Raw genomic sequence first — 20,542 nt, 5'->3', positions numbered from 1 at the left:
TGTCGGCCTCTTTGGGGCTATTCTCCATTCTCTGCATTCTTTCGAGCTTGCCGCTTCGTGCGCAGCAGCTTTCGGACTTCGAGCTCACCACTACCGTTACCAATGGGGTCTGCACCAATGATGGAAAAATAAAAGCAGAGGTAATTTCGAAGAATTCGAATTATACGATTCAATCGGTTGCCTACAACTTTATCAATCAGAAAACAGGGGCACTCGTTGCTCCTGCACAGACAGTAACCCCTGAGGCTACCGGCTTAGAGGCTGGAACCTATAAAGTCGAGGCTACGATTATCATTAACCCGGGAGCCTCTACGTTGAAATTGACAAAGCAGAATATAAAAGTAACCTCTTCGTATAAAATTCCTACCATCGCTTTTGCGAGATATCGCCCCTCTTTTAAGAATAGCGCTACGGGAATGATCTCCGTGCGGGTAACCAATGGTAGTGCTAGTCAGTACACAGTAAAGCTAACGACAGTTCCTGCCGGATATACGGGATATCGGGAGTTTACTTTTGCTGCAACAACCGAAACAAAGTATTTCTACAATCTACCTGCAGGGGGATACAAGGTGCAACTCTCAGACGGGTGTAATACCTACCAAGAGCAAGACGTATATGTATCCGATGATGGATTGCCTCCTAGTGTGGAGAAGCCTTTGCCAGAACCTATTAAAGAGCATTGCGGTTGGTATAGCTTCCAGAGACCTCTTAAGGAGAATAATCCCTATATGAATAATATCGATACTCTGAAAAAGTATTTGGAGATCGGATTCGATAAAAAAGCAAATATAAACTCAGGCAATACCTCTTGGAAGACTTTTGAGAACTTACCCGCTACATTAGACGATGCTCAAGGTATTGCGTTTGACTGGTCCAAGTACCCCGGTAATACTCCTCTCTCTCTCAGACTAAAGAATGGGGATACATGGTATAAGATGGCACATGCCGCTGAAGCAGATCGCTATGTGCTCGCATATCGAGTTCGAGGGACGAATGAGATTAAAACATATGATTTGACTTTCTATGATAAAGCTCCATGGGTTTCTTCTTCTATAAATTTCGCAGGATTCCCTTGCAACGGAGAAAAATATTCGAGGAAGACTTGGCTTTCTGGACGTGAGGACGTTGCTTACTGTGCTCCTGTTACAGTTACCATAGCGGAGAAAGATAATCCGGGAGTAGAGGTTACCGCCCCTCTTACCCTTACAGCCAATAATATTGGTTGGCAGAATTGGGCCCTATATAAGGATAAAAATGATCCTTCTAAGCCCTATATGTTCGACCCTCAAAAGGAGTATATCATTACTGTAAAAGACGCAAACAATGATGTGCAGAAAATGGAGATGGGGAAAATGAATCCCAACTTGAAGTATTTTCGAAAATACAGGGTGGTGGATTATTGTAGAGGAGTAAATGAGACCAATTTTTATTTTGGTTATGGTATCCCGATCGCTAAAGTTATCCCTAACCCCGGAGATCACAATGCATACTCCGAAAGTACGGACATTATATCCCTCGCGGGTTATACAATTACCTTGATAGAAGTTCCTGCTGGTTTTACCCCTGTAGCACACTTCCTTCTTAAGTTGAATGTTCCCTATAAGGTGCCTGATAACTTTGGGAAAGAATGGTTTACCCCCTTTGGGAAAGAGGGGCTGACTGGCTATTATAATCAATTTGAATATGCCATGCTTGCTCCCGGAGATTACAAAATTAAGGTTAAGGATAAATGTGGTAATGAACGGATAGAGACGTTCAAGATTGAGCCGCCTGTTGAGGTCTTTTCACTTGGTTCGCAGTCTCCTGCTCCTAAGATTGAGGTGAAAGAATGTGGGCGTATGCGTATTTATCCTTTCTCTAAGGGGATAGAAAATCTTCTCCTTAAGAATGGTCTCTCCTATACCGAAGATGATCTCTATATACAGATAACCGAGTTGCCGGTAGGGGTGAATGCAGCCGACGTAAAGGTGGGTACCGGAGGGAATTCGCTGTGGCTACAAGCTAAAGCTGCTTCGGATAAGCTCTATTTCGACTTGCCTAGGACCAACGGCACAATGAAGATGAGTCTTAAGATAAAGAGAATAGAAAAGGGGAAAGATGTAGTGATTTACCCGGATTGTATCCAGAATGAGACCTCCGTAGACTTAGCCAATGCCGGCCTTGGCTACGATCGAGATACGTATGTAGGATACAAGTGCCCTTCCGGCAAGAGTGGCTATATCTCTTTTATGCCCATCAATTATGTGGGGAAACTAGATGTTGCCATTCGTAAGGCAGATGGTAGTGGGGCTGTTGTAATGGAGCAGAAGAATGTAACAGTGGATCCCACTAAGGGTATTGAATTTGTTTTAACGAGTACCACATCCTTAGACGATAATTATCTCCTCTATATCAAGGACCTTAAGTGTAACAACGATAATGATAAGGGCGCGCCTATTATCCTGTACGATGTTGTTTCTAAAAGTATAGTGCGTACCACTCGTATTAAGTCTAAGTATTGCGAGGGAGATCCTATTCGCCTAGAAGCTCTCACATTGGGAGGAAAGGTTGAGTACCAGTGGATCCTGCCCGATGGCACTAGATATCCATCTTCCGGTCCTTCTAAGGATGCAAGGATTTATGAAATCCCTTCTGCCACTAATGCTCATCACTCCGGGAAGTATACTTTGGTAGCGAAGAATGTATTTTGTGAAGGCGCTCCTACGACCTATACCATAGAATTTACTCTATCTGTAGCCCCCATCGAACTTTGGTGGGCGAGTGATGCCGAAGATGCCAATTGGTTCAACGTTAAGAATTGGCGCAGTAAGGATGGTGTAATGGTAAATGCGATCCCGGCTCTCTGTACCACGGTGCATATACCCTCTGAGGTAGACAATTTCTTCCCCAATTTGGATCCTGCTGTTTCGAAGTATGATCCTTCGGAGGTGACCTATGGAGAGTCTGAGTGTAACGATGTCTACTTCCACTACGGAAGCCAAATGGGGCGTCCTCAGATGCTGCGCTATAGCCACGCCTATGTGGATTACAACTTTGGGAAGGTGCAAACTGATGGCTCTCTTACACATCATGCCGAACCTCATTTCGCCCGAAGCGATAAGCGTTTGATGGCACGCGACCGCTGGTACATGCTAGCGACTCCGCTCAAGAATATCCTCTCAGGAGACTTTGGCTTGGCAGGTTATCCTATGACCTTCCAGCGCCACTTTAAGTCGGGGCTTACCGCTGCTTCGGGGCTTACAGAGGGGTCTTTTGAGAAGCCTGTGAATACGTTGAAGGAAAATATGGATTCATTTAACCATGCTATTGCCCTCAAGGTGGCAGGTTATAATACAGGTAAGGTTGGGTACAAGGACCACAAGAACCTTAATGGACTCAATGGTATTATCCGTATTCCCTTCTATCTGAATAGAACTGTGGATACCCATTATCCCCTCCATAAGTACGATAGTGGATCTACGACTTCGAAGTTCCGATACTATAGTATGAGGACCCTCGCTCCCATGACTAAGTTCGATAGTTATGTTCGTAAGCCTCAGGAGGATTTCCGTTTTGTCTTTGAGTCCGGCGTTACGAAAAAGATTGGAACTATTATGGTGGCTGGAACTTCTGTACAGGGCTATGCTTTCCAGCTTTCGGGAGATACCAATTCCGAGTTGCGCATGGTGGGTAATCCTTTTATGAGTGCGATTGACTTCGATAAGCTGGTAGATGTAAATAATACCCTCATTGAGCCCTACTACTACATCTTTACGGATAATACGTGGAAGACTTATTACAAGGGGGTTACTTCTCCGGCTAGCACCTTGCAGAAAGAGATCCTTCCGCTTCAAGCCGTTGTGATCAAGAAAAAAGCAACCGGAGCTCTTCTCTTCCCGACTGAGGGCGATAAGAATGTACTCCTCGCTCCTAATAAGGATTGGACTCTAAAAAGCCTCACGACGAACTCAAGCGACCCCGTGCGCAGGGTATCCGTAGTGGCAACGAATAGTGCAGGACAGGGTGGAGAATCTATTTTGCTCCCCGACACGGAGCTATCACCGGCACCGGCACTCTTCTATCCGACCATTGACGAAGTGCCTACGGTTTACTTTGTGGATACCGAAGTAGGTACCCCCAACATAATCCAATCGGGAGCTTCTCTCAGTGTTGTACCTATGGGGGTACATAGCTCACTGATGGGCACTATCGAATTAGACTTCTCCTCTATCACGAGCAACCTATTTACCCGCGTCTCTCTCTACGACCGCGCCACGCGTCGTGAGCATGACCTCATCGCGGATCCGCATTACACCTATCAGAATGGTGCAAACGAAGGTACTCGCTTCGAGCTTCGCATGGAGTACCCCGGGGTGAAGTCGGTAACCTCTCCTCATACAGCAGGCGATCTACTTCGCGTTATCCCCGGTGAGGAAGGCTATCGAGTAGAGAGTGCCGTAAGCGTACAGGGCTATACTCTGTATGGAGTAGATGGGAAACAGCTTACGATGGACGAAGGGGTAAATGCTCTAGAGTTCGTTGTGGATCGTGTTCATTGTCAGTCTGTAACGCTGATTAGAGTGCATTTGGCAGATGGCTCTACTCTCACACGTAAGCTCCCGGCTCTCTAAGGTTAGAAACGCCTAAACCCATATACTTTTTCTCCGCCACCTTCGCTTCTCCGAGGGTGGCGGAGATTTTTTGTACTTGTCTCTGAACTCGCCTTATCGCCTATTCAGTGAGAAACTCGTAACTTTACCGCTTGATAACAAAGTGATTAGATAATGCATAAAGACGATATAAAGTACATTGGTTCGGCTCAGATAGACTCAGCGGGTTGCAAAGGGTGTGGCAAACAGCCCCTTAATAGCTACGACTGGCTCTCGGGTTATGCCGATGATATAGACCGCAATAAATATGTGGAGGTTCAGTTTAAGAATACCCGCAAAGTAGTCTTTACGAACCCTCTAGGGCTGGAGGTACACAAAGATGATATAGTGGCGGTAGAGGGGTCTCCCGGAGTGGATATAGGGCGAGTGGTACTCACAGGCACACTGGCGGCTCTCCGATTCCGCCGCCAAGAAGCCCATAGTCGTGAGCCCATCCGCCAGCTTTTCCGCCTAGCTACCCAGAGCGACCTTGATCGTTGCGAGGAGGCAAAGCGCCGAGAGCATGGTACCATGATTGAGGCACGCCAGATAGCCGAGACGCTGGGTTTGGAGATGAAAATAGGCGATGTAGAGTACCAAGGTGATGGGAGCAAAGCCATCTTCTACTATATAGCCGATGGGCGTGTAGACTTCCGTAAACTCATCCGCGTGCTGGCAGAAACCTTTCATGTGCGCATCGAAATGAAACAGATTGGGGCGCGTCAGGAGGCCGGGCGTATCGGGGGAATTGGGCCATGTGGCCGTCCGCTCTGCTGTGCTCAGTGGATGACCACCTTCAAGAGCGTTAATACGGCTGCGGCTCGTTACCAAGATCTTACGCTCAATCCCGAGAAGCTCACGGGGCAATGTGCCAAGCTCAAGTGTTGTACCAACTTTGAGGTCAATGCCTATGTGGAGGCTCAAAAGCGGATGCCACCGCGTGATGTGGTGCTAGAGACGGAGGAGGGAAGTTTCTATTTCTTCAAATGGGATCTCCTCAAAGGGGAGGTGACCTACACTGCAGAGAAGAATCGTTCTACCAATGCATGTACGATTACAACCCGACGTGCTCGGGAGGTGATTGAGATGAATCGCCGAGGAGAGAAACCTGCAACTCTACTTGAGGAGCGGTATATAAAGAAACCTGTTTCGCTGGATATTCTAGACGAAAATCTCCTTACTCGCTTCGACGATAAGGGGCGTAAGCGTCGCAAGGGCAATGGTAGCAATAATCGAGGTGATCGTACTTCTCGCTCCCGTAATGAGGGGACAAAAGAGACTATAGAAAAGACAAATCCCGAACGTAATACGCACTCAAATCCCAAGAGAGAGACGGATACTCCCTTAGTCGAGGGGGGCGTCTCTGAACGTAATTTGCCTAGAGAAGAGGGGGCAGAAGAGGGGCGCGTAAGCAATCGTCGTCGCCTCCCCGGGGATCGTTATTCCAATTCTCGCCGTCGTTCTCCACAAGAGTCTCGCGAGGGTGAGGGCTCACACCTTGAGATTGAGGGTGGAGCTCGTAGAGAGAGGCGTACTCCAAGGATGAGTGGTAACCGCCCCGTAGGCGATAGACCGATAAACTCGGAGGGAGAATCTACAGCTCGCCGAGAGCATCGTTCGCAGCGCGATAGGCGTCCCTTCCGCCCGGGAGGGGAAGCTCGCCCTATGAGCAAAGAAGCAGATTTTAACCCGGAGTAATTGGCCTAGAGGGAGAGTTCCATACTATGTCTCAAAGGTTCTATCGGGGGATTCTGGCTCTACTTAGCCTATTTTTTCTTCTTCCGCTATTGGGTGTAGTGGGGTGCCGTCCTACACGCGAAGCCTTTATTGTGTACGAAAAAGTACCCAAGGCGAAGTGGGATCGTGGGCAACAACTTTCATATCGCTTCTTGATAACGGAGGCGCATCATCCCTACTATTTTGACCTTCTTATTCGGCATAATAACAATGTAGAGTACTGCGACTTTGAGGTGTTGGCAACGCTCAGTAATGGGGCTTTCTATGAGCGACGAGATACGTTGCACCTTCTTCTTTCGGAGCAGGAAGGCCTTTGGAGAGGATCGGGAGTCGCTCTTACTGAGCTTTCTTTTCCCTATCTACATGGGGTCCAGTTCCCAATATCAGGTATATATACCTTGACTTTAGAACCATGTAGTTTGCGCCCCTCAATCCGAGGAATCGAGAATGTAGGGGTTGCCTTTTGTAACCGAGCCAAAGTTTGTTGGTAAGGGAGGAGAGGAAAATTCCCAGCTGTTTTTCCTCTCGGAAACCAGTTGGTTTATTTCAATTTTTCACTCAGAAAGGTAGAGGTATTCTGCCTGAAAAATATTTCATTTTAGCCCTGCACTTTTCGGAGTGTAGGGCTGTTTTTTGAGAACCCTCATGGGAGGGGGTTAGGAAGCTAGGTTTTCGCCTATTTCCCATTCATGAGAGGAGGAAAGAAGAGAGGAGTGTTCGGAGATCCCGAATGACCCAAAAAGGGAGGCTTCGCTAATTGGTGCGAGGGGAAATGTTTTGTCAGAATGGGAAAAGATGTGAGACCTTAAGTGTGATCGGTCGCTAGAGAGAGAGGGGATTGGGGTTTTAAGTCACCCTAGCCTAAAGGCGGATAGCCCCCCTGGTCTATTTCTCGGCAAGGGAGAAGAGGAGTTGCCAGAGTTTGTCGTGGGGCGGTGTGGCGTGAAGTTCGATCTTTTGGTGGCTTACGGGGTGCTCAAAGACCATAGAGTAGCTTAGGAGGGAGATGCTTCCGTCGGGGTTAGAGCGCGGTGCTCCGTATTTAAGGTCACCCTTGATCGGGCAACCCATACCTGCAAGTTGAGCGCGTATTTGGTGGTGTCTCCCCGTCAGTAGCTCTATCTCCAGCATTTGGTAGCGCTCTGCCGTGGCAATTCGTCGCCAGCGAAGGTGTGCTCGCTTGGCATCGGGGTGATTCTCTTTTACGATGTAGGTTTTGTTTTGTTTGGCATTGCGCCAGAGCCAATCTATACACTCTCCTTGTGTGCCTTTGGGGCTGTTTTGTACCACAGCGCGGTAGGTTTTGTGTACTCCGCCCTCGGCAAAGAGTTTATTCATGCGTGCAAGAGCCTTGCTGGTTTTGGCAAAAAGGACCAATCCGCCCACCGGTCTATCGAGCCGGTGTACCACGCCCACGAATACATTCCCCGGCTTATTGTATTTCTTTTTAAGGTAGAGGGCGACCATGTCCTCTAGGGAAGGGTCGCCCGTCTTATCTGCGTGAACAATCTCGCCCGGCAGTTTGCTTACGACGAGAAGGTGATTGTCTTCGTATACGACTTTCATTAGCAATTCATGCCGCCACAGCAATGAATAACTTGCCCCGAAACGTAGGCGGAGAGGTCGCTTGCAAGGAATGTTGCCACCCCTGCCACGTCTTCCGGCGTACCACCACGGCGTAGAGGGATCTGCGCAGCCCACTGCTTCTTTACATCTTCTGAGAGTGCATTGGTCATATCGGTGATGATGAAACCGGGGGCAATGGCGTTGGCGCGGATGCCACGAGACCCGAGTTCCTTAGCGGTACTTTTGGCGAGACCAATCATACCGGCCTTGGAGGCGGAGTAGTTGGCTTGCCCTGCATTACCGCTCACCCCTACTACTGAGGCCATATTTATAATGCTACCGCTACGTTGGCGCATCATAATGGGAGTTACAGCATGGGTTAGGTTGAATGCGGATTTGAGGTTGACGTTAATCACCATATCCCATTGCTCCTCGGTCATGCGCATGAGTAGCCCATCGCGAGTAATCCCCGCATTGTTTACCAGAATATCGATAGCGCCAAAGTCAGCAGCTACGGCCTCTACCGTCTTGTGAGCATCGTCAAAATCGGCAGCGTTGGAGGTGTATGCCTTGGCTTTTACGCCCATAGCATTGAGTTGAGCGATGAACTCTTCTACCTCGTCTGTGATCCGAATATCTGTAATGGCTACGTTTGCTCCCTCTTGGGCAAAGCGGAGTGCAATAGCGCGACCGATACCGCGACCTGCGCCCGTTATAAGGGCAGTTTTTCCTGCTAATAAGTTCATGATTTCTCTGTATTATCGTTGTTTTGATCTTGTTTTTGTGTGGGGTAGTGGTGTATCTCTCCTCTGTAGCCAACGCCTCGGAATACTAAATACTCGGCAGCTCGGCGTAAGGAGTCGAACTCTTGGCTCCCCATGCGGCGCGTTTGCCGGTGTATGTAGGGAACTTCCAGCCCCTTGAAAGCGTGTTGTAGGATATTGGCAGTCATCTTGACATCGCGCACCGAGAAAATGCCATCTCGGTTGCCCTCCTCCAAAATGGAGGCAATAATATCCTGCTCGCGGAGGTCAAACTTATAGCGAACCCGCTCCACACGGCTTATATCGTTGAAGAATTGAGCCTTGAGAGAGCCGTTGCGCATGACTACTTGCAAGATGGTATCCATGTGGGTATAGATGAGGCTCATCAATTTCTCGGGGGCAGACCCCTTGGACTCTGCCACAGCCTCAAGCCGCTTGCAGAGGAGATCCAACTCTCGCCCTACTACGGCATAGAAGACATCGCTCTTGCTATTGAAATACATATAGACGGTACGCCTACCCCGTTTGGAGGCCTCGGCAATATCGTTCATGGTGGTTTTTTCTACCCCAAAGCGTGCGAAGAGCTGACGAGCTACGTCAATAAGCAACTCGCGAGTGCGTAGGCTCGATTGCCTTATCTTGTTCTTACTCGGCGTCTTCATCCTCTACAAAGTTATACATTATACATCATAGAGCCTAATTTTTGCCTGCAAAGTCTGAGAAAAGTCCCCTTTTATGTATGCTTTTCTCCCTATTTCTCGGGTGGCTATTACTGAGTAATTTACCTAGGGGTAGCCTCCACACAATTGGGGATTGCGTAGAAAAGAGAAGGGGAGTACCTTTGCCTTGGAGAAAAAAGTGTGCAGGAGAAGCTTTTGGGGGGTAGTAGGGAACCCAATCTCTCTTTCTCCTGTTATACACAGATATATAAAACGCATAATATGAATAGGTACATTTTACTTCTGATTTCGTTGCTGATATGTTTTGAGGCAACAGCTGTTACCCCTACTCCTCCGCCCAGTGATGCGAATATCATCGGGCACGTTGTAGATCAAGCAACCGGAGAGCATCTGCCCGGTATCTCTGTCTTTGTTAAGGGGACTAACATCGGTACTGCCACGGATGCTTCCGGGCATTATTTCCTTCGCCACCTACACCCCGGGGAGGTTACCCTTGTGATGCGAGGCATGGGCTACCTTACGCAAGAGAAAAAGGTAACCGTGGTGCGAAACAAAATTGTGGAGGTCAATTTCGAAGCTCAGGAAGATGCCGTCGCCATTGACGAAGTGGTAGTCTCCGCCAACCGCCAAACCACGCTCCGCCGTTTGGCTCCTACTGTCGTAACGATTGTGGATGAGAAGGTTTTTGGCAAAGTGAACGCGAATAATCTACTCCAAGGCCTTGTGTTTCAGCCCGGGGTGCGCGTGGAGAACAATTGCCAAAACTGTGGATTCAATCAGGTGCGTATCAATGGCTTGGATGGACGTTACTCACAGATCCTTATCGATAGCCGCCCTATCTTTAGTGCCCTAGCCGGCGTGTACGGTATTGAGCAGATTCCCACCAACATGGTAGACCGCGTGGAGGTGGTACGTGGTGGAGGTTCGGCTCTTTTTGGCTCTTCGGCTATTGGCGGTGTGGTCAATATTATTACCAAGGAGCCTAATGGCAATAGTTTTTCCATCAATGAGTCCGTATCGTTTACCGGTATGAGTAGCCCTGACAATAACCTTGGTATGAATGCCTCCCTCGTCTCCCCCGACAATAGAATGGGAGCCATGCTCTATGGTCAGGCTCGCTACCGAACGCCTTGGGATGCCAATGGCGACGGCTTTAGCGAACTTGGCAAACTTAATGCACGTACCGTGGGAGCTCATTTCTACCTCAAGCCCAGTGATTACAGCAAAATATCGGCGGATATTCATACCATTCAAGAGGATCGTCGAGGGGGAGATCACTTCGATTTGCCCGATCATGTCGCTGCCGTCTCGGAGCATCTCGGGCACAGTATCTACAGTGGCAACCTCAAGTACGACCTTTTCTCTCGCAACCTCAAGCACCACTTTCAGGCTTTTGCCTCGGGGCAATCTGTGGACCGTAATAGTTACTATGGGGGGCTCGCAGATCGTGCGGATGAGCTAGGGAAGGAGTTCGGTAAACTCGGAGCTCCCGTACCTAAAGAGCTGTATGGCGATAATTACGGAGTTACTCGCGGACGTACCTACATGGGAGGAGTGCAGTACAATTATAGTGCAGATCGTCTGCTCTTTATGCCTGCTGAGATCCTGTTGGGTGCGGAGTATGTGTATGACTTCCTCGATGACAAAATGCCCATCCGCTCGTGGCAGCAACGGAAAGACGACAAGGGAAACGACATCCTCGAAGGGGGCAAACTCCTCTCGGCATTCCCCGGTATTCATCAGCATGTGCACAATGCAAGTCAGTTTGCTCAGGTGGAATGGAAAAATCAGCACCTCTCCATCCTCTTGGGTACGCGCCTCGATGAGCATTCGATTGTGGGCAAGCCGATTTTAAGCCCGAGAGCCACTCTGCGTTACAACCCGACTAAGGAGGTTAACCTGCGTGCCTCATACGCTAAGGGTTTCCGTGCTCCTCAAGTTTTTGACGAAGACCTACACGTGAGCATCGTAGGGGGTGAAGCCAAAAGGGTAATCAATGGAGAGGGATTAAGACCCGAAACTAGCCATTCGTTCAATATGAGTGCCGATCTCTACCACCGCTGGAAGGGAATTAGCGGCAATCTTCTTATAGAGGGCTTTTACAATCGCATTATTGACGTCTTTGTGAATGAGGAGCAACCTTCGCAAAACGATGGCGTGATGCGCCTCTTGCGCACCAATAGTCAAGGAGCGCGTGTATACGGATGCAATATAGAGGGCAAGTTAGCATGGCGTAACCTCCAGTTGCAGGCAGGCTTTACCTATACTCAGAATCTCTACGACAAAGCCGTGGAATACGGTGAGTATACCGAGTTCGATGCCTCGGGAATGCCGATAATTGACGCGGATAAGAAGGTACAGAACCGTAAATTGACCGACCGCCGGATGATGCGAACGCCCAATGCATACGGTTATTTTACCCTTGGCTATGAGCCGATTCATGCCCTCTCTTTCTCCTTCACAGGTACTATAACGGGGCCAATGCTTGCACCCCATACGATAGAGTATGGAGCCGGTAGCGCCCAAAGCGATAGGGAGGCCAAGCACGATGCCGGCATATTTACCGAGCACTTCAAGAGCCATGGCGTTGCGCCCGAAGATCGGATTGTGCGTATCGACGAGCTGACGACTACGCCCACTTTCGTGGAGTTGGGTGCGAAAGTATCTTACCACTTCGATATTTTCCGCCACAGCGAGATTGAGTTGTACGGCGGTATTAATAACTTCCTAGACGCGCGCCAAAAGGATTACGACCAAGGTGCCGGTCGGGATAGTGCCTATATCTACGGGCCTACCCTCCCTCGGACGCTCTACCTAGGTTGCCGCCTCTCCTTTTAGGGCGAGCCCTGTCCCCTTCTTGCCCCTGCTCCCTTCGGCTTCGGCCGTCGGGATACGGGGCGTTTTTTCTTTTCCACCCCTCGTGTGATAAGTTCGACAGGAAGGAAAGAATTTTGTGGGGGCTCTCATTCAAATTTGCGCGCGGAGGGAAAAACATTTTCGTGCCCACGAAAATTTGAACTTGAGCGGATGTGTATTAATTTGTTTAGATACAGGTTGTTAGCATGATCGAGGGGTTGTCCCCTCCGCGCCCCTCCCCAAAAAAGTTGTTACCTTTGGGTTCGGATAAAGAATACAACCCTCTTTGCCGGAGGTAACAGCCAATGAAGCAGACTACCCTTAACCTCGGGGGACGATTATTCTCCCTCGCTCAGCCCCAAGTAATGGGTATTGTTAATGTAACTCCCGACTCCTTCTATTCGGGGAGCCGCGTCTCGGGAGAGGACGCTCTGCGCGCTCGCTTTGAGGAGATTGCGCGCGAAGGGGGTACGATGATTGATCTAGGCGGCTGCTCCACACGCCCGGGATGCACGATGCCGAGTAGTCAGGAAGAGATGGATAGGCTGCGTCCTGCCCTCAAGCTCTGGCGTGATGAGTATAGCGACATTCCCCTATCGGTCGATACCTTTCGTGCCGATGTAGCTGCCATGGCTGTGGAGGAATACGGAGCCAACCTCATTAACGATATTGCCGGAGGGTGCGAAGACGACAAGATGTTTTCTACGGTAGCTCGTTTGGGTGTGCCCTATATCCTGATGCATCTAGAGGGGCGTGTTGCGGGGATGCACCACGAGGCGACTTACCTCCCCGATGTGGAGACGGCCGTCCTCGACTACTTCGTGCGCAAGGTAGACACTCTCAGGCAACTCGGAGCCAAGGATATTATCCTCGATCCCGGCTTCGGCTTCTCTAAATCCCCCGATGATAATTACCGCCTTTTGGCACGCTGTGCAGAAGCCCTTGCGCCCCTGCAACTGCCCATCCTTATAGGCGTCTCTCGTAAGCGCATGGTCTGGCAGTTACTCGAATCCTCCGCTGCGGAGGCTCTCAACGGCACTACTGTACTTCATACCATAGCCCTACTGCAAGGGGGGGCAGATATCCTACGCGTGCATGATGTGCGCGCTGCTGTGGAGGCGATTCGCCTTGTAGAGCGGATGCGTCCCTACCTCAATTTATAATTCGCTTAGCCTCGCCCTAGAGATAATCCCCCTCCTAAAGACAATGCCCATGCCTCTACTCTGGCTCACCTTCTCCTTCAAAGACGCCATAGACGTGCTGCTTGTTGCCGTCTTTTTGTACTACACCTATCGCATCCTCAAAAGCTCCGGCTCCAAAGCGATCTTTGTGGGTCTCTTTACTTTTGTGGCCATTTGGGTGTTGGTTTCTCAGATACTGGAGATGCGCCTCATGGGGGCCATCCTCGATAAAATTGTGAGTGTAGGAGCCTTGACGCTCATCATCATTTTCCAAGACGAGATCCGAAAGTTCCTTGTGGGGATGGGCTCTACTCGCCGGTGGCGTGCCGTACGCCGTTGGTTCAATAAGGAGGCGCGCGCGGCTGAGGTGGAGGAGAAAAAATATATTGCTCCGGTGGTTCTGGCGTGCCTTAACCTTGCCAAAAAGAAAACAGGAGCCCTCATTGCCATTCAGCACGCCATGGATCTCTCCAATTACATCCATACGGGCGAAATGTTTCGCGCCGAGGTCAATGCCCGACTGCTCGAAAATATCTTTTTCAAAAACAGCCCCCTGCACGATGGAGCGGTGATAATAGCCGAAGGCAGTATCCGTGCTGCAGGATGTATCTTGCCCGTATCGGGGGTGGACGACCTGAATAAAGACTTGGGCTTGCGTCACCGATCCGCTCTCGGACTCTCCCAAGAAACCGATGCCATGGTGATTATCGTAAGCGAAGAGCGTGGCAAAATATCCTATGCCTATCGCGGAGAGATACACCAAGATATAACCACAGAAGAGCTTCGTCTAGCTCTTGAAGAAAACTTCTAATCTCCTTCGAAATATGTCTATGAAACGACTTATTCTCCTCCCCTTTCTCGCCTTTTGTCTTTTTGCCGAGGGGGGACTCTCTAGTTATGCCCAGTCTCGAAACGACAAGCAAATCTACTTCGATGCCCTACAAACAACGGGTACTATCCTCTCGAGTGTGCAGCGATATTTTGTGGATACAATAGACCTACCAACCATCCATGCTCTAGGGATGAATGCGATGCTGTCGCGCCTTGACCCCTACACCGAGTACATGACTCCGAAGGATGCTCAGGCCTTTCGTGAGGCCACTACCGGTGTCTATGCCGGTATCGGAGCCATCATCAGTCAACGCCCCGATAGCACGGTGATCATAAACGAACCCTTCGAGGGGCAACCGGCCGAGAGGGCAGGGCTCAAACCCGGAGACCGTATACTCAGGATTGATGGGAAGAGCTACGCTCGCTCCACTACGCCCGAAGTTAGCAATGCGCTAAGGGGCAAGGAGGGTACGGAGATTCACCTCGTGGTGCAACGTGCCGGAGAGCCGGCTCCCCGAGAGTTCCGCTTTATGCGAAAAAAGATTTCGCTCAATTCGGTTGCTTATGCAGGGCGATTGGCAGGCGATATTGGTATCATTAGGCTCTCTCAGTTTACTCAAGACTCGGGCAAGGATCTCCGCGAGGCACTCTCCTCTCTTACGGCGACTTCTCCCCTCAAAGGCCTTATAATTGACCTGCGAAGCAACGGAGGGGGCGTGATGCAGTCCGCCATAGAGATCGTAAGTCTCTTTGTTCCCCATGATACGGAGGTATTAAGTGTGAAGGGGCGTGACGCCTCGAGCAACAATAGCTACCGCACCACATCTGCGCCCATTGCCTTAGATCTCCCTCTTGTTGTGCTTATCAATGAGGAGAGTGCGTCCTCTTCTGAGATTGTGGCCGGTGCGCTGCAAGACCGCGATAGAGCCGTTATCATTGGCGAGAAAAGCTACGGAAAGGGGCTTGTGCAGAGTACGATACAAACCCCGGGTGAGGGGCTGCTAAAACTTACTACGGCTCGCTACTATATCCCTAGTGGGCGGTGCATCCAGAAGATTGCCTACAATCACCTGGGAGACCGCGCTCAGATTGCTGAAGAAGATAGCCTAGGAGCCGCTTTTTCTACCCTTGGCGGACGTACTGTATACGATGCCGGAGGGATTATGCCCGACCTCAAGGTGGAGGCAGATACTATGGCGAGTATGCTTGCCTACATGAGTGTAGATACCCTTGTATTCGACTACATAACGCGCTACGAAGCAACCCATAAAAACCTCGCTTCGCCTGAGCAGTTCCATCTAACGGATGCCGAGTACAACGATTTTATCACCTATCTCTCGACTCACGGATTTACCTATCAACCCCGGAGCCTTAAGTATCTCGATCAGATGCAGGAGCTGATAAACTACGAGCAGGTGCCCGAGAATGCCGCTAAGGAGATGGAGGCGTTGCGCAAAGTATTGGAGCCGGATATCAAAAGGGATGGTACGCGATTTAAGCGAGATATTAAGGAGTACATTGAGTCGCAGATCATGCTGCGTCGTTACCACAGAAAGGGCTACTTCGGATTCATTATGCCCGGAGATAAGCAGGTGAAAGCAGCTTGTGAGGTATTGGCTAATCCCTCTCGTTACAAGGGTCTCTTGGCTCCTCCAAAGGGAACCTCTCCCGCAAAGAGAAAAGTGAAGTAGAGTAAGGGGACACTTTTTCTTCCCTAATTTTTCATCAGAAAATAGCCTAAAACGATAGCAAGTTTTGGGCTATTCTTTTTTATTTTCCACCCAAAACCACAAGGCATTTCTACCCTAAATCGGAAATTTTTTCACCCAATGTTTAGAGTGTTCTCTCCTGAGGTCCCAATTCCTCCTAGGGGATGGGCAAAATGGAGTATGGGCAAAAGAAACCCCTCTTTCTGCACCTTCGCGCTCCGATGTACGGGGAGTAGAAAGGCAAAAAGAGGGGGAAATGCGAAGAATCCCGATCGCTTAGAAGGTCCACTTAAGACCTAGGGTCGGCATTACGAAGAAGCGATTTCCTGCAAAATTGTAGCTCAACTCCCATTCTGTACCTACGCTCAGACGGAAGTCGTCGTCCACGCCTTCGATCTTGTTTAGGTTGAGCCAGAATTGGGGTTCAGATAGGAATATAACGGGCGTTTTTGCCTTGCTGTCCCCATCATACCAGAGGTCGATAAAACCGTTGAAGGAGCAGAGTCCCTCTGCAAAATGGTAGTACCACGTTCCTGTTAGCTGTGCCGAATGGGGACTCTTGTTGCCGCGGATGTACTTATACATAGGGGTAACTGTAAATCCATACGAGAAGTCGGGAGCATTGAGTGCGTACGTACCCCCGAGGAGGAAGGCACTGTGGAACGAAAATTTGTTGGTTAGTCCGCCGTTGTACTCAGCGTGGATAGCAAAGGGGGCTTCCCAGAACTTAAATTCACGAGCAATCTCCCAATAAGCACCGCGTATGCCACTCCCACCGTAATCCATATCGATGAAGAAGAAGGTGTTACCCCACTTGTCGGGGCGAAACATCTCTACCGTGGTGGTGAGACGAGGACGAGCAGGAGCCTCCTTGCTGTAAATATGGCGACCGAAATCGTAATGCATTTGAACGTTTTGCGCCTTGGCAAGACGAGGTACGGCACAAAAGGCAACCATCGTTGCCATAAAGAGAAGTAGCTTTTTCATTCCTTATTATTTTCCGTTTTTGTTGTTTCGTTTGATTTCTTGGGTTCGGGTAGGATCAGGTTGAGGACAACCGCAATGAGGGCCGAGAGCCCAATCCCTGCTAGAGAGAAGTTGCCAAATTGCATGATGGCACCCCCAATCCCCGTTGTAAGCGTCACAGAAATGATGACAATATTGCGAGACGAACCGAAGTCTACCTTACTGTTGAGGAGGTTGGAGATGCCGGCTCCGGCAATGGTTCCGAAGAGAAGTAGCATAATGCCGCCTAGTACGGCTTGTGGGATGCTGCTAAGAAGTGCGCTGACCTTACCCACGAGAGAAAAGACAATACCCGTAATCGCAGCAATGCGGAAGACCGAAGGGTTGCTCACCTTGGTTAGAGACATAGCCCCCGTCACCTCGCTATAGGTGGTAACGGGAGGTGCCCCGATGACGCTTGCCACAAGGCAGGCAAGTCCATCCCCGAGCATGGTGCGGTGTAGCCCCGGGTCTTTGACAAAGTTTTTCCCCGTAACACTATTAACCACGTACACGTCTCCGATGTGCTCAATAACCGGCGCAATAGCTACCGGAATCATGAAGAGAATGGGCTCCCAAGAGATCTTGGAGGGGAAGATTAGCTTGGGAAGAGCGAACCAATCTGCCTCTGCTACTTTAGTGAGATCGACCTCACTGGGGAAGAATATGAGAGCTAAGACATACCCCACGACAATGCCACAAAAGATGGGGATGAGTTTGATAAGACCGCGGGTGTAGAGCGTTACGATGATGGCCGTCGCGAGCGATGCTGCAGCCAGCCACCAATTGGTCGATGCCATATTAACGGCACTCGGGGAGAGCGATAGCCCAATGAGCATGATTACTGGGCCTATTACGATGGGCGGGAAAAGCCTATTGAGTAGCTTAGTGCCCTGCCAGCGAACCAATGCTGCCATCACAAAGTAGACGGCCGATACACCTATCAAACCAAAGAGAGCTCCCTCCAATCCGTATAACTCCGTTGCCTTGACAATAGGGGCAATAAAGGCAAAACTACTCCCCAAGAAGATGGGGACTTTACCTTTTGTTACAAGGTGAAAAAGCAGCGTGCCGATACCTGCCGAAAATAGGGCTGTAGAGGGATCTAGCCCCACCAATAAGGGGACTAATACCGTCGCCCCAAAGGCTACGAAAAGATATTGCACACCTACAATACCCTTTCTGATAGGGGTTAAGTCGTTTGATTGGTTCATCTCTTATTTTATTTTGACAAAGCTATTCTGCCCACAAAGGTAGCAGAATCCAGCGCAATATCTTCTGCCGTGTGCAGGTTATTCTCTCTTTGGCACGCAAGATGATAGGAGAGGAAAGCGGTGTTTATACAACGAGAGGACGAGAAATTTTCCCGCCTGAAACAAAAAGGGTGAGAGCAGAATGGATCCACCCTCACCCTTTAGGAGTTGATTTCTAAAGCGGTTAAATTTATTCGCTTACGAGTAGGCGATAGGCTTTAGACCCCACGACGAGGAAGTAAGTGCCCGGGGTTATTCCCTCTAATCCAATGCGTAGAGCGCCCTGAGCATCGCACTGTATCTTACGCAATAGTACTCCATCGAGTGTTGTTAAGCGCACTTCTGCATGGGCTTTGGCACCTTGCAACTCGGTATAGCTCGAGGCAGGATTGGGCGCAACAATAAGCGAACGAGAGGAGAGGGCAGGCTCCGTAGAGGTCAGCTTTTGCACCAAAGAGTCCGAATCTTTGAGGATGAAAATACCATCATTGGTGCAGACATAGAGTTCGCCTTTCTCATTAAAACGAGCCATATATACATCTGTGGGAGTAAATCCTTCTGTAGCTCCAATTTTGTAAAAGACTCCCTCTTTGGTCATCAAATAAAACCCTTCTGTCCAGCAAGAGATCCAGCGATTGCCTTTTGCATCAATGGCAACATGATTGACATAGCTAGAGATAAAACCATTGGAGGCTCCGTAGTTGGTATATTCGTTAGTAGTTAGGTTGCGCACCTGTAACCCTGTATTCGTGCAGATATACATCGAGCCATCGGGGGCGAAAAGAATGTTGCGAACGTTATCGTCGGGGAGCTTATGTGCACTCTTTGTGAGTGAGGTGAACTTACCCCCTTTGTACTGAATGGCGCCAGCTACAGAGGAGAGCCAAAGTGATCCGTCGGCCCCCGGAGTGATACCCAAGAGTGAGTTGGTAGGCAATCCTTGCTCCTGCTTTATCGTTTCCCACTTGTTGTTTGCATATTTGGCAAGCCCTCCGGAGAAGGTGGTGACCCATGCCACCCCTTCGGCATCTACCCATACATCGGTAACGGTACCTACCGGTAGTTTGCCTTCTCCTACGCCGTGGTTGGTCCACATCTCCATAGTTGGGTTGTAAACAGAGACACCCCCATCGTAGAAGGCAGCCCAGAGTTGTCCCTTGGCATCAAGAGAGAGGCGACGAGCATTCAAGCCAATCAGTCCTCCATTCGCTTGGGTAAAGCTTTTCCACTTCTTATCGGCAGCATCGTAGTGACTTATGCCCGAAGTCGTTGCCACCCAGAAGCTCCCTCCATTGGAGAGCAGTATGTCTTTGCAGACATTGCCCACAAGTCCATCGCCCGAGTAGAGAGCCCATGTATTGTTTTCTGTCTGGTAAGCCACCCCAGTCTTGTGGGTTGCAAGATAAGCCTTGCCCTCGGAAGAAAACGTTATATCGAAGATATCTTTGGCGTGCAGGCCTTCGTTCTCTCCAATGAGTAGCCATTTTCCACCTTCTTGGTGGCATACTCCAAAGCCATCGGTGCCTACCCAAAGTCTTCCTTTTGTATCAAACATCACAGTGGTAAGGAAGTTGTCGGGTAGCCCATTTTCGGTCGTTTGGGTGCTCCATCTTGTGCCATCGAAGTGTTGCAGTCCGTTCTGCGAAGCAATCCAAACTTCCCCTTCGCGAGTCGTAATATCTTGGATAGATCCAAACGTATTAGACTCCTCTAGCAGTTTCCACTCCGTGCCTTCGAAGTAGTAAACACCGCTCTCGCAGCCTGCCCACACCTTACCATCCTTACCTGTTGCAAGCGTAGTGAAGGTGGTAAAAGGGTTGGAGGCGGGGTGATAATGGGTGCGCTCTGCTCCCTTGATGTAGGTGAGCGTAGCTCCATCGGCTACCCAATAGCCGCCCTTTCCGTCCTCTAGAATATCTTGAGTGAAGCCTCCCTCTAGGTCACCGCTCTCCGTGGTATAGAAGGTCCATTCTCCCTGTGGTGAACGTATGGCAAGCCCCTCTTCGTTGGCGGCAAGCCACATATTTTTATTCTTGTCTAGGAAGAGTTGGTTTACAGCCTTTCCCTCTAGAGAACCCATTCCTTGGAGCATTGTCCAAACTCCTCCCTTGAGGAGAGCAACCCCCTTGTTGGTGGCAGCCCATAGGGTGCCTTGGCCGTCGAACTCCAAATCGTAGACCTCATCGCTAGGGAGCCCTGAAGAGGTGTTGTCAGTACCGAAGCGTACCCACGTTTGGGCTTGTAGTGTAAAAAGGCTTGCCACGAGGGCAGCGGTGATCAGAAAAAGTCGTTTCATCAAATAGCTATTATGGTTGAATTATTGCTCAAGAGT

At 49.7% G+C, this 20,542-nt stretch carries 13 protein-coding genes; 7 read left to right on the top strand and 6 right to left on the bottom strand.

Annotation, left to right across the window (positions count from 1 at the left end):
• The 3 genes from ACTTHR_RS07355 to ACTTHR_RS07345 all read left to right on the top strand — a co-directional run.
• Window positions 1-4,610 (top strand): hypothetical protein (locus tag ACTTHR_RS07355; RefSeq protein WP_442605705.1); only part of this gene is annotated, 4,610 nt, incomplete at its 5' end.
• 153 nt (window positions 4,611-4,763) lie between these two features.
• Window positions 4,764-6,326: a regulatory iron-sulfur-containing complex subunit RicT gene (gene ricT / locus ACTTHR_RS07350; protein WP_442605704.1), complete on the top strand. Its 1,563-nt coding sequence runs from the start codon at window positions 4,764-4,766 to the stop codon at window positions 6,324-6,326.
• Window positions 6,327-6,352: 26 nt separating this feature from the next.
• Window positions 6,353-6,856: a hypothetical protein gene (locus ACTTHR_RS07345; protein ID WP_442605703.1), complete on the top strand. Its 504-nt coding sequence runs from the start codon at window positions 6,353-6,355 to the stop codon at window positions 6,854-6,856.
• 394 nt (window positions 6,857-7,250) lie between these two features.
• On the opposite strand, the gene ACTTHR_RS07340 is transcribed toward ACTTHR_RS07345, so the two are convergent.
• From ACTTHR_RS07340 to ACTTHR_RS07330, 3 genes are read right to left on the bottom strand one after another with little or no spacing between them, the layout of a single operon-like run.
• The gene (locus ACTTHR_RS07340; protein WP_311551828.1) at window positions 7,251-7,931 is read right to left on the bottom strand and encodes an RluA family pseudouridine synthase; all 681 of its coding nucleotides are present in this window, start codon (window positions 7,929-7,931) and stop codon (window positions 7,251-7,253) included.
• The gene (gene fabG / locus ACTTHR_RS07335) at window positions 7,931-8,677 is read right to left on the bottom strand and encodes a 3-oxoacyl-[acyl-carrier-protein] reductase (protein ID WP_004333645.1); all 747 of its coding nucleotides are present in this window, start codon (window positions 8,675-8,677) and stop codon (window positions 7,931-7,933) included. Before fabG ends, ACTTHR_RS07340 begins: the two co-directional genes overlap by 1 nt.
• Window positions 8,674-9,357 (bottom strand): TetR/AcrR family transcriptional regulator, encoded by a 684-nt coding sequence (locus ACTTHR_RS07330; protein WP_442605702.1) that lies wholly within the window; start codon window positions 9,355-9,357, stop codon window positions 8,674-8,676. Before ACTTHR_RS07330 ends, fabG begins: the two co-directional genes overlap by 4 nt.
• A gap of 279 nt (window positions 9,358-9,636) precedes the next feature.
• Here ACTTHR_RS07330 and ACTTHR_RS07325 point away from each other — a divergent pair, with 279 nt between their 5' ends.
• The 4 genes from ACTTHR_RS07325 (at window position 9,637) to ACTTHR_RS07310 (ending at window position 15,934) form a co-directional block, all read left to right on the top strand.
• Window positions 9,637-12,213, top strand: a complete 2,577-nt coding sequence (locus tag ACTTHR_RS07325; RefSeq protein WP_442605701.1) for a TonB-dependent receptor — start codon at window positions 9,637-9,639, stop codon at window positions 12,211-12,213.
• 323 nt (window positions 12,214-12,536) lie between these two features.
• Window positions 12,537-13,394 (top strand): dihydropteroate synthase, encoded by an 858-nt coding sequence (gene folP, locus ACTTHR_RS07320; protein ID WP_442605700.1) that lies wholly within the window; start codon window positions 12,537-12,539, stop codon window positions 13,392-13,394.
• Between the two features lie 49 nt (window positions 13,395-13,443).
• Entirely contained in the window at window positions 13,444-14,223 is a 780-nt protein-coding gene (gene cdaA / locus ACTTHR_RS07315; RefSeq protein WP_004333631.1) for a diadenylate cyclase CdaA, read from the top strand.
• 19 nt (window positions 14,224-14,242) lie between these two features.
• Window positions 14,243-15,934: a S41 family peptidase gene (locus tag ACTTHR_RS07310; RefSeq protein ID WP_442605699.1), complete on the top strand. Its 1,692-nt coding sequence runs from the start codon at window positions 14,243-14,245 to the stop codon at window positions 15,932-15,934.
• Window positions 15,935-16,228: 294 nt separating this feature from the next.
• On the opposite strand, the gene ACTTHR_RS07305 is transcribed toward ACTTHR_RS07310, so the two are convergent.
• The 3 genes from ACTTHR_RS07305 to ACTTHR_RS07295 all read right to left on the bottom strand — a co-directional run bounded on the left by ACTTHR_RS07305 (window position 16,229) and on the right by ACTTHR_RS07295 (window position 20,506).
• On the bottom strand, window positions 16,229-16,939 hold the full coding sequence (locus ACTTHR_RS07305; RefSeq protein WP_442605698.1) for a nucleoside-specific channel-forming Tsx family protein: 711 nt from the start codon (window positions 16,937-16,939) through the stop codon (window positions 16,229-16,231).
• The gene (locus tag ACTTHR_RS07300) at window positions 16,936-18,171 is read right to left on the bottom strand and encodes a uracil-xanthine permease family protein (protein ID WP_442605697.1); all 1,236 of its coding nucleotides are present in this window, start codon (window positions 18,169-18,171) and stop codon (window positions 16,936-16,938) included. Before ACTTHR_RS07300 ends, ACTTHR_RS07305 begins: the two co-directional genes overlap by 4 nt.
• A 229-nt stretch (window positions 18,172-18,400) precedes the next feature.
• Complete coding sequence (locus ACTTHR_RS07295; RefSeq protein WP_442605696.1) at window positions 18,401-20,506, bottom strand: ligand-binding sensor domain-containing protein; 2,106 nt, start codon at window positions 20,504-20,506, stop codon at window positions 18,401-18,403.
• Window positions 20,507-20,542 lie beyond the last annotated feature (36 nt).

Origin of the sequence: Porphyromonas endodontalis, assembly GCF_052173515.1 — a bacterium.
Lineage (GTDB): Bacteria > Bacteroidota > Bacteroidia > Bacteroidales > Porphyromonadaceae > Porphyromonas > Porphyromonas endodontalis_A.
Note: the sequence above shows the minus strand (reverse complement) of the source record. Positions and strands in the feature narration are given on the sequence as shown.

Bases quoted from the DNA above. Each gene is read 5' to 3' on its own strand.
- cdaA (WP_004333631.1), top strand. From the start codon at position 13,444: ATGCCTCTACTCTGGCTCACCTTCTCCTTCAAAGACGCCATAGACGTG.
- ricT (WP_442605704.1), top strand. From the start codon at position 4,764: ATGCATAAAGACGATATAAAGTACATTGGTTCGGCTCAGATAGACTCA.
- ACTTHR_RS07310 (WP_442605699.1), top strand. From the start codon at position 14,243: ATGAAACGACTTATTCTCCTCCCCTTTCTCGCCTTTTGTCTTTTTGCC.
- ACTTHR_RS07325 (WP_442605701.1), top strand. From the start codon at position 9,637: ATGAATAGGTACATTTTACTTCTGATTTCGTTGCTGATATGTTTTGAG.
- folP (WP_442605700.1), top strand. From the start codon at position 12,537: ATGAAGCAGACTACCCTTAACCTCGGGGGACGATTATTCTCCCTCGCT.
- ACTTHR_RS07340 (WP_311551828.1), bottom strand. From the start codon at position 7,931: ATGAAAGTCGTATACGAAGACAATCACCTTCTCGTCGTAAGCAAACTG.
- ACTTHR_RS07300 (WP_442605697.1), bottom strand. From the start codon at position 18,171: ATGAACCAATCAAACGACTTAACCCCTATCAGAAAGGGTATTGTAGGT.
- fabG (WP_004333645.1), bottom strand. From the start codon at position 8,677: ATGAACTTATTAGCAGGAAAAACTGCCCTTATAACGGGCGCAGGTCGC.
- ACTTHR_RS07305 (WP_442605698.1), bottom strand. From the start codon at position 16,939: ATGAAAAAGCTACTTCTCTTTATGGCAACGATGGTTGCCTTTTGTGCC.
- ACTTHR_RS07295 (WP_442605696.1), bottom strand. From the start codon at position 20,506: ATGAAACGACTTTTTCTGATCACCGCTGCCCTCGTGGCAAGCCTTTTT.
- ACTTHR_RS07345 (WP_442605703.1), top strand. From the start codon at position 6,353: ATGTCTCAAAGGTTCTATCGGGGGATTCTGGCTCTACTTAGCCTATTT.
- ACTTHR_RS07330 (WP_442605702.1), bottom strand. From the start codon at position 9,357: ATGAAGACGCCGAGTAAGAACAAGATAAGGCAATCGAGCCTACGCACT.